General features: G+C 70.7%; 11 protein-coding genes. 3 read left to right on the top strand and 8 right to left on the bottom strand.

Annotated elements, in window-relative coordinates; all coding sequences use genetic code 11:
- The 8 genes from ACWFR1_RS27265 to ACWFR1_RS27230 all read right to left on the bottom strand — a co-directional run.
- Window positions 1-305 (bottom strand): GTP-binding protein (locus ACWFR1_RS27265; RefSeq protein ID WP_030739219.1); only part of this gene is annotated, 305 nt, incomplete at its 3' end.
- On the bottom strand, window positions 286-840 hold the full coding sequence (locus ACWFR1_RS27260; protein WP_453555484.1) for a DUF742 domain-containing protein: 555 nt from the start codon (window positions 838-840) through the stop codon (window positions 286-288). The genes ACWFR1_RS27260 and ACWFR1_RS27265, both read right to left, overlap by 20 nt.
- Before the next feature lie 92 nt (window positions 841-932).
- Window positions 933-1,346 (bottom strand): roadblock/LC7 domain-containing protein, encoded by a 414-nt coding sequence (locus ACWFR1_RS27255; protein WP_053725133.1) that lies wholly within the window; start codon window positions 1,344-1,346, stop codon window positions 933-935.
- A 7-nt stretch (window positions 1,347-1,353) separates the two neighbouring features.
- On the bottom strand, window positions 1,354-4,620 hold the full coding sequence (locus ACWFR1_RS27250; RefSeq protein WP_453555482.1) for a nitrate- and nitrite sensing domain-containing protein: 3,267 nt from the start codon (window positions 4,618-4,620) through the stop codon (window positions 1,354-1,356).
- Window positions 4,621-4,991: 371 nt separating this feature from the next.
- Window positions 4,992-5,582 carry a GTP-binding protein gene (locus ACWFR1_RS27245; protein ID WP_317599476.1) on the bottom strand — a complete coding sequence of 197 codons (591 nt, stop codon included), beginning with the start codon at window positions 5,580-5,582 and terminating at the stop codon, window positions 4,992-4,994.
- A complete protein-coding gene (locus ACWFR1_RS27240; RefSeq protein ID WP_024756254.1) occupies window positions 5,563-5,967 on the bottom strand; it encodes a DUF742 domain-containing protein in 405 nt (134 codons plus the stop codon). The genes ACWFR1_RS27245 and ACWFR1_RS27240 overlap by 20 nt, the downstream gene beginning before the upstream one ends.
- A 132-nt stretch (window positions 5,968-6,099) precedes the next feature.
- Window positions 6,100-6,513 carry a roadblock/LC7 domain-containing protein gene (locus ACWFR1_RS27235; protein WP_015036421.1) on the bottom strand — a complete coding sequence of 138 codons (414 nt, stop codon included), beginning with the start codon at window positions 6,511-6,513 and terminating at the stop codon, window positions 6,100-6,102.
- Window positions 6,514-6,522: 9 nt separating this feature from the next.
- Complete coding sequence (locus tag ACWFR1_RS27230) at window positions 6,523-10,449, bottom strand: nitrate- and nitrite sensing domain-containing protein (RefSeq protein WP_453555479.1); 3,927 nt, start codon at window positions 10,447-10,449, stop codon at window positions 6,523-6,525.
- A gap of 571 nt (window positions 10,450-11,020) precedes the next feature.
- Between ACWFR1_RS27230 and ACWFR1_RS27225 the strand changes: the two genes are divergently transcribed.
- From ACWFR1_RS27225 to gltX, 3 genes are all read left to right on the top strand, one after another.
- Window positions 11,021-11,233 (top strand): hypothetical protein, encoded by a 213-nt coding sequence (locus tag ACWFR1_RS27225; protein WP_453555493.1) that lies wholly within the window; start codon window positions 11,021-11,023, stop codon window positions 11,231-11,233.
- A gap of 82 nt (window positions 11,234-11,315) precedes the next feature.
- Window positions 11,316-12,110 (top strand): fumarylacetoacetate hydrolase family protein, encoded by a 795-nt coding sequence (locus ACWFR1_RS27220; RefSeq protein ID WP_453555477.1) that lies wholly within the window; start codon window positions 11,316-11,318, stop codon window positions 12,108-12,110.
- Window positions 12,103-13,578 carry a glutamate--tRNA ligase gene (gene gltX, locus ACWFR1_RS27215; protein ID WP_453555475.1) on the top strand — a complete coding sequence of 492 codons (1,476 nt, stop codon included), beginning with the start codon at window positions 12,103-12,105 and terminating at the stop codon, window positions 13,576-13,578. Before ACWFR1_RS27220 ends, gltX begins: the two co-directional genes overlap by 8 nt.
- The last annotated feature ends 55 nt before the right edge of the window (window positions 13,579-13,633 follow it).

Genomic DNA, 13,633 nt, shown 5'->3' with positions numbered 1-13,633 from the left:
AGGTCGTCCCACATGAACCAGAAGCGGTCCTGACCGGGCGTACCGAAGAGGTACAGGATCAGGTCCTGGTCCAGGGTGATGCGGCCGAAGTCCATGGCGACAGTCGTCGTCGTCTTGTCGCCGGTGTGCGTGAGGTCGTCGATGCCCGCGGACGCAGACGTCATGACGGCCTCGGTACGCAGCGGGTTGATCTCCGAGACGGCGCCGACGAACGTGGTCTTGCCCACGCCGAAGCCGCCCGCCACCACGATCTTCGCGCTGGTGGTTGAGCGGGCTGCACCGCCGCTAGAGCTTGCGAAGTCCACTGAGCACCCTTTCGAGCAGTGTCACGGCTGGCTGGCCGCCGGCGGCTTCGTCGCCGCCTGGCTGGTGAATGGCGACGAGTCCGGCCTCCGCCAGGTCGGCGACGAGGATCCGGGCAACGCCGAGGGGAATGGAGAGCAGGGCCGAGATCTCGGCGACCGACTTGATCTCGATGCACAGCTGGCAGATCCGCTGGTGCTCGGGCAACTGCCCCTGCAGCCTGGACAGATCGGCCGTGGTGCTGACCAGCGCCTCGATGGCGAGCTGGTAACGCGGCCGGGTCCGGCCGCCGGTCATCGCGTAGGGACGTACGAGCGGGTTGTGCCCGCCCGAACCGCCCGATGAGGACGCGGCGCGCGGAGCGCTCGGCGAACCCACGGGCGTGTGCTGCGGGGCGTTCGGCTGCTGATAGGGCTGCGACGGGCCCTGTCTGCTCGGGGTGGAGGGAAAGTTGAACCGGTTCTGCGCGGCGTCGCCCTGCGGCGCCTGGTGCGCGTCATATCCGTTGTAGTGGCTTGCGCCCGGGGGTGTTCCCACGTCTCCTCCTCCGACTGCCTCGCGGTCCATGTCCCTTGGAGCCGCGCCACCGCACCTTACGGTGCGGTGACGTGAAACGCACTGTCTGTCTGTTAGTTGAGAAGACTTCCCTGAAGCTCCGCCCGGAGGTCAGGTGTCAGGACGGATCCCGCGCGGTCCACGAGCAGTGCCATCTCGTAGCCCACGAGGCCGATGTCGGCCTCCGGGTGCGCGAGCACCGCCAGCGAGGAGCCGTCCGAGACCGACATGATGAAGAGGAAGCCGCGCTCCATCTCCACCACGGTCTGGTTGACCGCACCACCCTCGAAGATCCGGGACGCGCCCGCGGTCAGCGACGTCAGTCCGGAGGCGACGGCCGCCAGCTGGTCGGCGCGGTCGCGAGGGAAGCCCTCGGACATCGCCAGCAGGAGTCCGTCGGCGGAGACCACCACGGTGTGGGACACCCCGGGGGTGTTGTCCACGAAGTTGGTGATCAACCAGTTCAGATTCTGCGCCGCCTGGCTCATGCTCACACTAACGCTCCTGGTTGTAGGTACTGCCCGGGCCGAGGCCCGATCCGTTCGTGTCCGTTCCCGCGCTGCGTCCCTGCTGGACGCCGCGGCGCAGGTTGCTCAACCTGCCCCGTACGTCCTCGGGTGCGCGGGAGACCTGGGGGCCGCCCTGCGGCGTCTGCTCCGCCGTGCCCTCGACCAGGTTGGCCTTCGGGACCCGTCGGGGAAGACCGGACGAGGTGACCCCGCCCGCCTTCGGGTCCTTCAGCTTCCCGGCCCGCTGCCAGCGCTCGTCGTTGGCCGAGCGCCAGGCCTCGGGGGCCTCGGCTTCGTCCTGCTGCTCTACCGACCCCGCCGGCTGCTCGGCCTGCGCCGGCTCCTGGGCCTGCGCGGGCTGCTGCGGCTGCGCGGGCGCTGCCTGTCGCGGCGCCTGCTGCGTCTGCGGGGCGACGCTGCCGCGGCGCGGCAGACCTGCGTCGGTCAGCGCGTGGCCGGCGTCCGGGGCGGGGTTCGGAGTGGGACCCGGACGGTCGAAGCCTACGCGTTCGTGGGCCTGTTCGGGAGCGGCCGGAGCAGATTCCGATTCCGTTCCGTACTGCTGTCCGTAGCCGCCCTGGTAAGCGCTCTGATCCTGCCACTCACCCTGGTGGGGCTGGGCATCGAACGCATTGCCGTACTGCTGGTGTTCGGTCGCCGGGGTCTCGTACGAGGCTTCCGCATAGCCGGCCTGGGGGTACGCCTCGTAGCCCTGCTGCGGGTACTCGCCGGCGTACTCCTGCCCCTGGCCGTACTGCTGCTGAGGCTGCTGCGCGTACTCACCCGGGTACTCCTGGCCGTAGGCCTCGGGCTGCGCGTACTCCTGGCCCTGGCCGTACTCCTGCTGCCCCTGGCCGTACTCCTGCGCCGCGGGCTCCGCCTCGTCGCGGAAGAGCGGACGGTCGCCGCCCTGCGCCTGCGCGCCCAGGGACGCGCGCCGCTCGTCGCGGGTCAGGGAGCGGTTGACCGGATCGAGCGTGTGCTCGCCGTCTCCCTGTTCCTCGTAGCGCGAGTCGTCGAAGCCGAGGTCGGCCGCGGTCAGCATCGCCGGCGCCGCCGGGGCCTCGAAGGCGTTCTGCTGCTGTTGCTGCGGAATGATCTGCGAGACGGTGAAGTCGTCGTGGACCGGCTGCTCGCCGCCACCACCGTGGGTGATCGCGTCCGGCAGCATGACGAGCGAGGTCGTTCCGGCCTGCTCGCCCGAGGGGCGCAGCTGGACCCGGATGCCGTGCCGGTCGGCGAGGCGCCCGACCACGAAGAGGCCCATGCGCTGCGAGACGGCGGCGTCGACGGTCGGCGGGTTGGCCAGCTTGTGGTTGATGTCCGCGAAGTCCTCGGCGGTGAGGCCGATGCCCTTGTCGTGGATCTCGACCATCACGCGGCCGTCGGGGAGGCGGGTCGCGGTGACGCGGACCTTGGTCTGCGGGGAGGAGAACGTGGTGGCGTTCTCCAGGAGCTCGGCGAGCAGGTGGACGAGGTCGGTCACGGCCTGGCCGTGGATCTCGGCCTCGGGCACGCCGGCCAGCTCGATGCGCTCGTACTGCTCCACCTCGGAGGAGGCGGCGCGCATGACGTCGACCAGCGGGACCGGCTGGTCCCAGCGGCGGCCCGGCTCCTCGCCGGCGAGGACGAGGAGGTTCTCGCCGTTGCGGCGCATACGGGTCGCCAGGTGGTCCAGCTTGAAGAGGTTCTCCAGCTGGTCCGGGTCGGCCTCGTTGTTCTCCAGGTCGGTGATGAGGGTCAGCTGGCCCTCGATCAGCGACTGGTTGCGGCGCGAGAGGTTGGTGAAGATCGCGTTGACGTTGCCCCGGAGCATGGCCTGCTCGGCGGCGAGCCGGACGGCCTCGCGGTGGACCTGGTCGAAGGCGCGGGCGACCTCGCCGATCTCGTCCTGCGAGTCGATCGGGATCGGCTGGACGCGGGTGTCGACCCGGCCGGGCTCGGTACGGGACAGCTGGTCGACGAGCATCGGCAGGCGCTGCTCGGCGATGCCGAAGGCGGCGGTGCGCAGCTGCTGCATCGAGCGGCTCATCTGGCGGGCCATCATGCCGGCGAGGACGAAGGCGGCGAGCAGGGCGACGACGACGATGCCGCCGATGACCCAGGCGTCCGTCTTGGCCTCGTCGGAGATCCTGACGGCCTCGGACACGGCCTTGTCGACGAGCGACTTCTCGACCTCGGAGTAGCCCTCGAACTTGGCGGTCGCGACGGCCATCCAGCTCTCGGCCGTGATGCCCTTCGCCTTCAGGGCCGTCAGCGCCTCGGGGTTCTTGGCCGTGCCGATCGCGGAGGCGACGCCGGAGTAGACGGAGCCGTCCTTGCCCTTGGGCAGCTCGACGTCCGCGGCCTGCATCTGCTTCGCGCCCTCGGCGGCCTTGCCGGCCATGACCTTCTTGAGGAGCTCGACGTCCTCGGGCAGCGCGCCGGAGCTGTACTCGCCGAGGGCGATCTGCTCCAGGTAGTTGTACGAGTTGAACGCCACCGACTGCTGGGCGAAGACCGACTCCGTCCGGCTGGGCCGGACCAGGAGCTGGGTGCCGATGGAGCGCTGGAGCGACTCGGCGCCCTTGGCGAGCTGGACGGCGTAGACGCTGCGGCCGTAGGTGGTGACGTTGCCGGTGCCCAGACCGAGCTCGTTGGAGAACTCGGTGAGGTAGTGCTGGACGCCGGTGTACCCGAGCTGGGTGTTCACCGGGTCGAGCGAGCGGCTGTACGCGACCTTGCGAAGCGCTTCGAGCTTCGGCTCCTCGTCCTTGAAGAGCCGCAGCCGGCGCTCCAGGCCCTGGCCCGAGGGAAGGTTCTTGGCCGCCTCGTCGAACGTGAGACGGGCGGCGTCGGTCGCGGCGTACGCCTGCTCGACCGCGTCGGCCTTGCGGTCCTCGGGGGTCTTCGCGGCCAGCAGGGGAGCGGCGGTGAGGTCGCGCTCGTTGAGGAGCGCGGTGCTGTACTCCGAGGCGGCCCGCACGATGAGGGCCGTCTTCTCGGCGTCCTGCGCCTCCTGCCAGGTGTCGATCGCTCCCTTGACCTGGAAGCCGCCCATGACGAGGCCGACGAGCACGGGTATGAGGAGGATCGCGTTCAGACGGGTGGGCACCCGCCAGTTGCGCGGCGACAGCTTGCTGGAGTTGCCCGGGACGGCCGCCGTCGGCGGTGGTGTCACGGGCACGTCCGCAGGCGACACCGCTGTGCGCGACGGCGGGGTGAAGTTGCCCCGCGTCTCCTGCTCCGCGGAGCTTTCCTTGCTGCGCCTCACTCGACCAACAACCTCTCGGCGTCGGCACCTACGTTGTGCCGGTGTTTCGTTCAGGGCCGTACTACTCGGGAGTTCATGAATTGCAGCACGTGAAGGGGGTCCGTTCCAAACAGTGGGACGAGACCGCTTTCCGTGGTGCGGGCCTGACATAAAACGGGCATAAAGAGCGAGCCCCGCCAAATGGCGGGGCTCATGTGAGCGCAGTGACACCGGTCGAATGCGTCGGGTGTCCGAGGCGCCCCAATTCTCTTTCGAAACGTTATGAACGCGGGGGCGGTCGTGTCGAAGGACACAGATCACCCCACGCGCGGACATATGACGGACGCACGGGCCCGTCCTCCGTCCGACGGGCCGTCCGATCCTGCCGCCCGCTACTTCAGACGGGCCATGAGGGCGTGCTCGACGAGGGTGATGAGCGCGCTCTTGGCGTCCGCGCGGTGGCGGGCGTCGGTCGTGATGATCGGGGTGTCCGGGCCGATCTGCAGCGCCTCGCGGACTTCCTCGGGCTGGTACGGCTGGCTTCCGTCGAAGCCGTTGAGGGCGATGACGAACGGCAGGCCGCTGTTCTCGAAGTAGTCGACGGCCGGGAAGCAGTCGGCGAGGCGTCGCGTGTCGACGAGGACGACGGCGCCGATGGCGCCGCGGACCAGGTCGTCCCACATGAACCAGAAGCGGTCCTGACCGGGCGTACCGAAGAGGTACAGGATCAGGTCCTGGTCCAGGGTGATGCGGCCGAAGTCCATCGCCACCGTGGTGGTGGTCTTGCCCCCGGTGTGGGTCAGGTCGTCGATCCCCGCCGAGGCGGAGGTCATGACGGCCTCGGTACGCAGCGGGTTGATCTCCGAGACGGCGCCGACGAACGTGGTCTTGCCCACGCCGAAGCCGCCCGCCACGACGATCTTCGCGCTGGTGGTCGACCGGCTGGGAGAGCCGGCGCCGCCGCTAGAGCTTGCGAAGTCCACTGAGCACCCTTTCGAGCAGTGTCACGTCCGGCGTGCCGCCGGTCTCTCCGTTGCCCGGCTGGTGGATCGCCACCATGCCGGCCTCTGCCAGGTCGGCGACGAGGATCCGGGCGACGCCGAGCGGCATCGAGAGCAGCGCCGAAACCTCGGCCACCGACTTGACCTCGCGGCACAGGTGGCAGATGCGCTGGTGCTCCGGCAGCAGGGTGGCGAGGTGCGCCGGGTCGGCCGTGGTGCTGACCAGCGCCTCGATGGCGAGCTGGTAGCGCGGCCGGGTCCGGCCGCCGGTCATCGCGTAAGGACGCACCAGCGGCTGGTCGCCCTCGTATCCGTACTCGTCGACTGAGGCGCCGTACGGATCGTGAGAGGCGGGGGGCGGGGTCATGAATCCTCCGGGCGTGACAGCGAGGTTCCGCCGTCGGATGGGGCCGGTGGGGGGCCGGGTGGGGCGGCCGGACGATGAACATGTTCAGGGCGGTACGGAGGGGCGTACCGCCCTGTCGGTGTGATGCGTCTGTCAGTGGAGCAGGCTGCCCTGGAGCTCCGCGCGGAGATCCGGGGTGAGCACGCTGCCGGCCCGGTCGACCAGCAGCGCCATCTCGTAGCCCACGAGGCCGATGTCGCACTCGGGGTGTGCGAGCACGGCCAGCGAGGAGCCGTCGGAGACCTGCATGAGGAAGAGGAAGCCGCGCTCCATCTCCACCACGGTCTGCGCGACGGGGCCCCCCTCGAAGATCCGGGACGCGCCCGCGGTCAGCGAGGTGAGTCCGGATGCGACAGCCGCCAGCTGGTCGGCGCGGTCGCGGGGGAATCCTTCGGACATGGCCAGCAGGAGTCCGTCGGCGGAGACCACCACTGTGTGGGACACCCCGGGGGTGTTGTCCACGAAGTTGGTGATCAACCAGTTCAGATTCTGCGCCGCCTGGCTCATCGCGTTCAACTAACGCTCCTGCTGATGGTTCGGACCGAGGTGGTGGTTACCCGTGGTCGAGTTACCGGCCTGTCGGCCCTGCTGGATGCCGCGGCGCAGATTGGTGAGCCGGCCGCGGACGTCGTCTGGTGCACGCGAGACCTGGGGGCCGGCGGTGTGCGCCTGCTCCTGTGCGGTCCCGGGTACGAGGTTGGCCTTCGGCACGCGCCGGGGAAGACCGGAGGTGGTGACGCCGCCGGCCGCGGGCTTGCGCACCCGCTCGGCCTGACGCACCAACTCGTCGTTGGGCGAGGTCCGCCAGGCGGCCCCGCCGTTCTGCCGGCCGTCACCTTCACCGGCACCGGCCCGGCCTCCGGCCGGACGCTGCGCCGCCGGAGCCTGCGCCTGCGGGGCGGCCGGGGCCTGACCCTGCGGCGCGGACTGCTGCTGGCCCTGCTCCTGGTGGAACCAGTTGGTCTCCAGCGTGTCGTACAGCGGGGTACGACCGTCACCCGAGCCGGCCGGCGGCAGCGCCTCCGGACGGCGGGGCTGCTGGAGCTGCGGCTGACGCGGCTGCTCGGCCTGCTCGTTCGCCGGACGCGGGGCGCCGAAGTCGGCGTCGCCGTTCCGCTGCCGCGGGGCCGGGGCCTGCGGGGCCTGGGGGGCCTGCTGGCCCTGCTGCTGGGCCTGCGGTACGTAGGGCTGCCGGCCGAACTGCTGCTGCTGGCCGCCCTGGTAGCCCTGCTGCTGCGGCTGGGCGTGCGTGGCCTGCTGGGGCGCCTGCTGCGGCGCGCCGAAGTCGGGACGCGGGAACTGACCGGTGGAACCGGGCCCCTGCGCCGCTCCGAAGTCCGGCCGCGGGAACTGGCCCGTGGAGCCGGGACCCTGCGGGGCGCCGAAGTCGGGGCGCGGGAACTGCGCCGTCGACGCCGGGTCCTGCACACCGCCCTGGTACGCCTGGATCTGCGGGGCCTGCGGCTGCTGCTGACCCTGCGGAGCCTGCTGCGGCGCACCGAAGTCGGGACGCGCGAACTGGCCCGTGGACCCGGGGCCCTGGGGGGCCGCCGGAGCCGCGTACCGGCCCGTCGTCTCCGGGTCCTCGTGGCCGCGCGGGGCGTCCAGCGGGCTCATCTCCTGCTGCGGGCGCCGGACCGGCTGCTGCGCCGGGTCGTTGCCCCAGCTCGCGGCCTGCGGGCGCTGCGGGTTGCCGCCCGGCAGCTCGGCGCGCGGGCCACCGTAACCGGCGGACTGCTCGCTCTGCGGAGCCTGCTGCTGAGCGTGCTGCGGAGCCCCCGGACCGGCCTGCCGGCCGCCCTGGTTGCTCTGGTTGCCCCACACGTCCGTACGGGACGGGATGGCGCTCGCCGCACCGCCGATGAGACCGCCCGCGCCCGGGGCCGGACGCAGCGGGTCCTGCTGCGGGGCCTGCGGCAGCTGGCCGGTCTGGTCCAGCTGCGCGTGCTGCGGCTGCTGGGGGCGGGACGGCTGGGGACCACCGGTGAGCGGGGCACCGCCGAGCGGAGCACCGTCACGGCCGGGCAGCGCGGCGCGCGGAGCGCCCGTACCGACCTGGCCGCGGGGGGCACCGGCACCGAGCAGGCCGGCCCCCGACGAGGGGGCACCGCCGAGAGCGCCGGGACCGCCAGGACGCCCGCCACCGGGGCCACCGGCCGCGCCGGGACCGGCGGGGAGCCGGCCGCCGGGAGCCGAGGCGCCCGGCGGCATCGCGCCCTGGCCGCCGCCCGGCTTGGGCATGGGCTTCCTGCCGCCCTGGGCGACGTCGACCGGAAGCATGACGAGCGCGGTGGTGCCGCCCGAGTCGGAGGGGCGCAGCTGGATCCGGATGCCGTGTCGCAGGGACAGCCGACCGACCACGAACAGACCCATGCGGCGGGAGACCGAGACGTCCACGGTGGGCGGCGAGGCGAGCCGCTCGTTGATCGCGGCGAGGTCCTCGGGGGAGAGGCCGATGCCGGTGTCGTGGATCTCGACGAGCACCCGGCCGTCGGGCAGCGCGTGACCGGTCACGCGGACCTTGGTCTGCGGGGAGGAGAACGAGGTGGCGTTCTCCAGCAGCTCGGCGAGGAGGTGCACGAGGTCGTTGACGACCCGGCCGGCGACCTCGGTCGCCGGGACCGCGGCCAGCTCGATGCGCTCGTACTGCTCCACCTCGGAGGCGGCGGCGCGGAGCACGTCGACCAGCGGGACCGGGCGGGTCCAGCGACGGCCCGGCTCCTCGCCGGCGAGGACGAGGAGGTTCTCGCCGTTCCGGCGCATACGGGTCGCGAGGTGGTCGAGCTTGAACAGCGAGGACAGCTGGTCCGGGTCGGCCTCGCGGGACTCCAGCTCGGAGATGAGCGAGAGCTGACGCTGGATGAGGCCCTGGGAGCGGCGCGAGAGGTTGGTGAACATCGCGTTGACGTTGCCCCGGAGGAGGGCCTGCTCGGCGGCGAGGCGGACGGCCTCGCGGTGCACGTCGTCGAAGGCCGCGGCCACCTGGCCGATCTCGTCCCGGGAGTGCACACCGACGGACTCGACGGAGGTGTCGACGTCCTGCGGGTCCGACTCGGAGAGCTGCTTGACGAGCTCGGGCAGCCGCTCCTGGGCGACCTTGGTCGCGGTGTCCTGGAGCCGGCGCAGCGAGCGGATCATGGACCGGGCCACGATGAAGGCGCCGATGAGCGAGACACCGAGGACGAGGAGGATCAGGGCACCGTTGATGACGGCGTCGCGCTGGGCCTCCTGCCGCAGCTCACGCGCCATGCTCTCCATCTCACCGAGCAGGATGAGCTCGATGCGGTTCATGGCGGTGATCTTGGTGCCGTACTCGTCGGTGAAGTTCAGGTGACCGCGCCGGGCGCCCTTGGGCATCGCCGAGTCCGACTTCAGCACGCGCTCGGCGTACTTGTCGGCGGCGGTGATCGACGGGTCGCCGGTGTTGAGGACGGCGGTCAGCTCCTCGGCGTCGCCGCCGGTGTCCTCGTAGATCGCCCGGAAGGACTTGAGCTCGACGCCCTCGGAGTTGAAGGCGGCCTCGGCGTAGAGGCGGTCACCCTGCTGGATCTTTCCGGCGGTCTTGTCGCTCGGGGGGAGCGCGCCGGCGATGATCGCCTGCTGGATGGAGGCGTACTCCTTGGCGGACGAGAAGGCGGCGAGCGCCCGGGTCCGCTTGATCATCTCGGGGTTGCTGGTCGCCTGCGCCATGTCCTGGGACAGGCTGAGCAGCGAACGGATGAGACGGCTGTACGCCTCGACCGTCACCGAGTGGGAGACGCCGCCCGCGTAGGCGTTGCCGCGGATGGTGTGGAGCCCGATGACCTGGGAGGCGATCTGGTTGACGTTCTGGCGGATGCTCCGCAGCGCGTCGTCGTTCTCGGTGTTCGGGATCTCGCCCGTGGCGTCGAGGAAGTCCTTGTACTCGCGGTCCGTCCGCTTGCGCGGGGTCGCGATCTGGTAGTCGCTGGTCGGCCTGCCGTTGGCCAGCGGGCCGGCGGAGAGGTCGCGCTCGGCCTGGAGGGCCTGCGCGAGACCGGTCGCCTCACGGGTCAGCTTGGTCAGCAGCTGCATGTGGTCGAGCTGCTCGATGTCCTGGAGCGACTCGCTGATGCGGATACCGCCCAGCGAGGTGGCCGCGACCACGGGCAGCGTGAGCAGGGCGACCAGACGCGTGGAGATGCGCCAGTTGCGCAGGGCTATTCGCGGCCCGACCTCGTTCTCGGCCTTGACCTTGTTCTTGGGCTTGGCGGAAGCCGCGGCGGAGTCGGCCGGTGCGGCCCCGGCGCTCGCGCGCCTGCCGTCACCGCCGTCGCCTGACGGTCCCTGACCCTGGTCGGGGGCGTGCGAGGCCGAGGGACCGCGGTCGGTCCCGGCACGCGGTTCCTGCTCCGCCGGAGCTTCGGCTCGGCCCTGACGGGCCTGGGGAGACCCCGAGCCATCCCTCTTGAAACGTCCCTGCACTAGCGTCGCAACCTCTGGACCAGGCGTCCTTCCGGGTGAACGGAGAGGACGGTGTCGGCGTCGTAGGGACGCAGGATGCGCCCCAAGGTGGTCGTCGGTGACCGGCGCAGTTCCCCCTTCCCCGCCACTCGGAACCGGCGCTGCGTTGCGCCCCCTGCGCGCCGGCTTGAAACCCGCGACGGTGCGTGGAATTCCAGCACAGTGCCGGATCTCCAACAAGAGCCGCGTGTCGCGCCGAGAGGGGGATGACAACCCGTGCTCGGCGTGTCACCCCATGTAGAAGATGATCACGGAGGATTCGGACTTTTCCGCTCGAATGGCCCCGCGTGCCCGTGTGTCCCAGTCGACATGATCAGGAGCGGAATAGAGCATTCAGTGCCGGAATGCCCGTTTCCGTGGTGGGTCGTGGCAGTCCGTAATGCCCGGAATGTGGAGTGATTGGTGAGCAAACTCACACGATGATCGATGTCTTAGCCATGCATTCGAAGGGAATCGCATGTTTAGCCTGACGCTTTACACGATGCTCGCGCCCGCAGGGGCGCCCCTCCCGGGACAGGGTCTGAACACCACCATGAACCCCACGAACACCGCGACGCCCCAGAAGACGGCCAACCCCCGCCGCTCCACCCTCGCCCACCTCGAGGACGCCGCACAGCTCGGCCGGGTCTTCCTGCCGGAGTACGCCGCCGAACTCCCCGGGCGGACGGCCAACCCGCGCCGCACGGTGCTCATGACCGCCCCCGCCCCCTTCGAGCCGGCCCCGTACGCGTCCGCCTCCCGCTGACACCGCCGGTCGGCCGCCCCCTCGCCGCGTTAGCCTGGAGCGTCAGACTCCAGCCAGCACCAAGTGAGGGGCGACAGCACTCGTGCGCATCGCCAGATTCTCCATCGACGGCAATGTGGCCTTCGGCGCCGTCGAGGGCGAGGAACCCGCCGAGTCCGCCGCGTCCGGCGGCCTCGTCCTCGACATCATCAAGGGCATCCCGTACACCGACTTCGAGCTCAGCGGCACCAAGGTCCCGCTCAGCAAGGTACGGCTCCTGCCGCCCGTGCTCCCCAACAAGGTCGTGGCCATCGGCCGCAACTACGCGGAGCACGCCGCCGAACTCGGCAACGAGGTCCCCGACGTACCCGTCGCCTTCTTCAAGCCCACCACCTCGGTGATCGGCTCCGGCGACGCCATCGAGTACCCCTCCTTCTCCAACGAGCTGCACCACGAGGCCGAGCTGGCCGTGGTCATCGGCCGCATGTGCCGCGAGGTCCCCCGCGAGCGCGTCAAGGACGTCATCTTCGGCTACACCTGTGCCAACGACGTCACCGCCCGCGACGCCCAGCAGCGCGAGAAGCAGTGGGCCCGCGCCAAGGGCTTCGACACCTCCTGCCCCCTGGGGCCCTGGGTGGAGACGGACCTCGACCCGAGCGACCTGACCATCCAGGCCACGGTCAACGGCGAACAGCGCCAGCTGGGTCGGACGAGCGACATGATCCGCTCCATCGAGGACCTGGTCGTCCACATCACCGAGGCCATGACGCTGCTCCCGGGCGACGTCATCCTCACCGGCACCCCCGCCGGGGTCGGCCCCCTCAACGTCGGCGACGAGGTCGCCGTCACCATCGAAGGCATCGGCACTCTCACCAATAAGGTGATCAAGCGTGGCTAACGCGAACATCCGCGTCCGTTTCTGTCCCTCGCCGACCGGCAACCCCCACGTGGGCCTGGTCCGCACCGCTCTCTTCAACTGGGCCTTCGCCCGGCACAACGAGGGCACCATGGTCTTCCGCATCGAGGACACCGACGCGGCCCGTGACTCCGAGGAGTCGTACGAGCAGCTGCTGGACTCCCTGAAGTGGCTCGGCCTCGACTGGGACGAGGGCCCGGAGGTCGGCGGCCCGCACGCGCCGTACCGCCAGTCGCAGCGGATGGACCTCTACAAGGACGTCGCCGAGAAGCTGCTCGCCGGCGGCTACGCGTACCACTGCTTCTGCACCGCCGTGGAGCTGGAGGCCCGACGTGACGCCGCCCGCCTGGCCGGCAAGCCGTCCGGCTACGACGGCACCTGCCGCAACCTGAGCGTCGAGCGCATCGAGCGCTACCGCGCCGAGGGCCGCGACTCGATCGTCCGCTTCAAGATGCCCGACGAGCCGATCACCTTCACCGACCTCGTCCGCGGCGAGCTCACCTTCACCCCGGACAACGTCCCGGACTACGGCATCGTGCGCGCCAACGGCGCCCCGCTGTACACCCTGGTCAACCCGGTCGACGACGCCCTGATGGAGATCACCCACGTCCTGCGCGGCGAGGACCTGCTCTCCTCCACCCCGCGCCAGATCGCGCTCTACAAGGCGCTGATCGAGCTGGGCGTCGCCAAGGAGATCCCCGCCTTCGGCCACCTGCCGTACGTCATGGGCGAGGGCAACAAGAAGCTCTCCAAGCGCGACCCCGAGGCCTCCCTCAACCTCTACCGGGAGCGCGGCTTCCTCCGTGAGGGCCTCCTGAACTACCTGTCCCTCCTGGGCTGGTCGTTCTCGGCGGACCAGGACATCTTCACCATCGAGCAGATGGTGTCGAAGTTCGACATCGCCGACGTCAACGCCAACCCGGCGCGCTTCGACCTCAAGAAGGCCGAGTCGATCAACGCGGACCACATCCGCATGCTCGACGTGAAGACCTTCGCCGAGGCCTGCGAGCCCTGGCTCCAGGCCCCGCACGCCAACTGGGCGCCCGAGGACTTCGACCGCGCCGCCTGGGAGGCCATCGCGCCGCACGCCCAGACGCGCATCACGGTCCTCTCCGACATCACGGCCAACGTCGACTTCCTCTTCCTCCCGGAGCCGGTCCTCGACCAGCCCTCGTGGGACAAGGCGATGAAGGGCGACCCGGCCGCGCTGCTCACCACGGCCCGCGAGAAGCTCGTGGACGCCGACTGGAGCGACCCCGAGTCCCTCAAGAACGCGGTCCTGGTCGCCGGCGAGGCCCACGGTCTCAAGCTCGGCAAGGCCCAGGCCCCCGTCCGCGTCGCCGTCACCGGCCGCACGGTCGGCCTCCCCCTCTTCGAGTCCCTGGAGATCCTGGGCAAGGAGAAGACCCTGACCCGCATCGACGCGGCCCTGGCGAAGCTCGCCGGCTGAGCCTCGCGCGTCCGTCCCCCCGGGGGCGGTGACCGGTACCCCCGGTCGCCGCCCC

This window comes from Streptomyces sp. NPDC055103 (genome assembly GCF_053607625.1).
The sequence above is the reverse complement of the archived record's forward strand: the minus strand, read 5'-3'. Positions and strand labels throughout refer to the sequence as shown.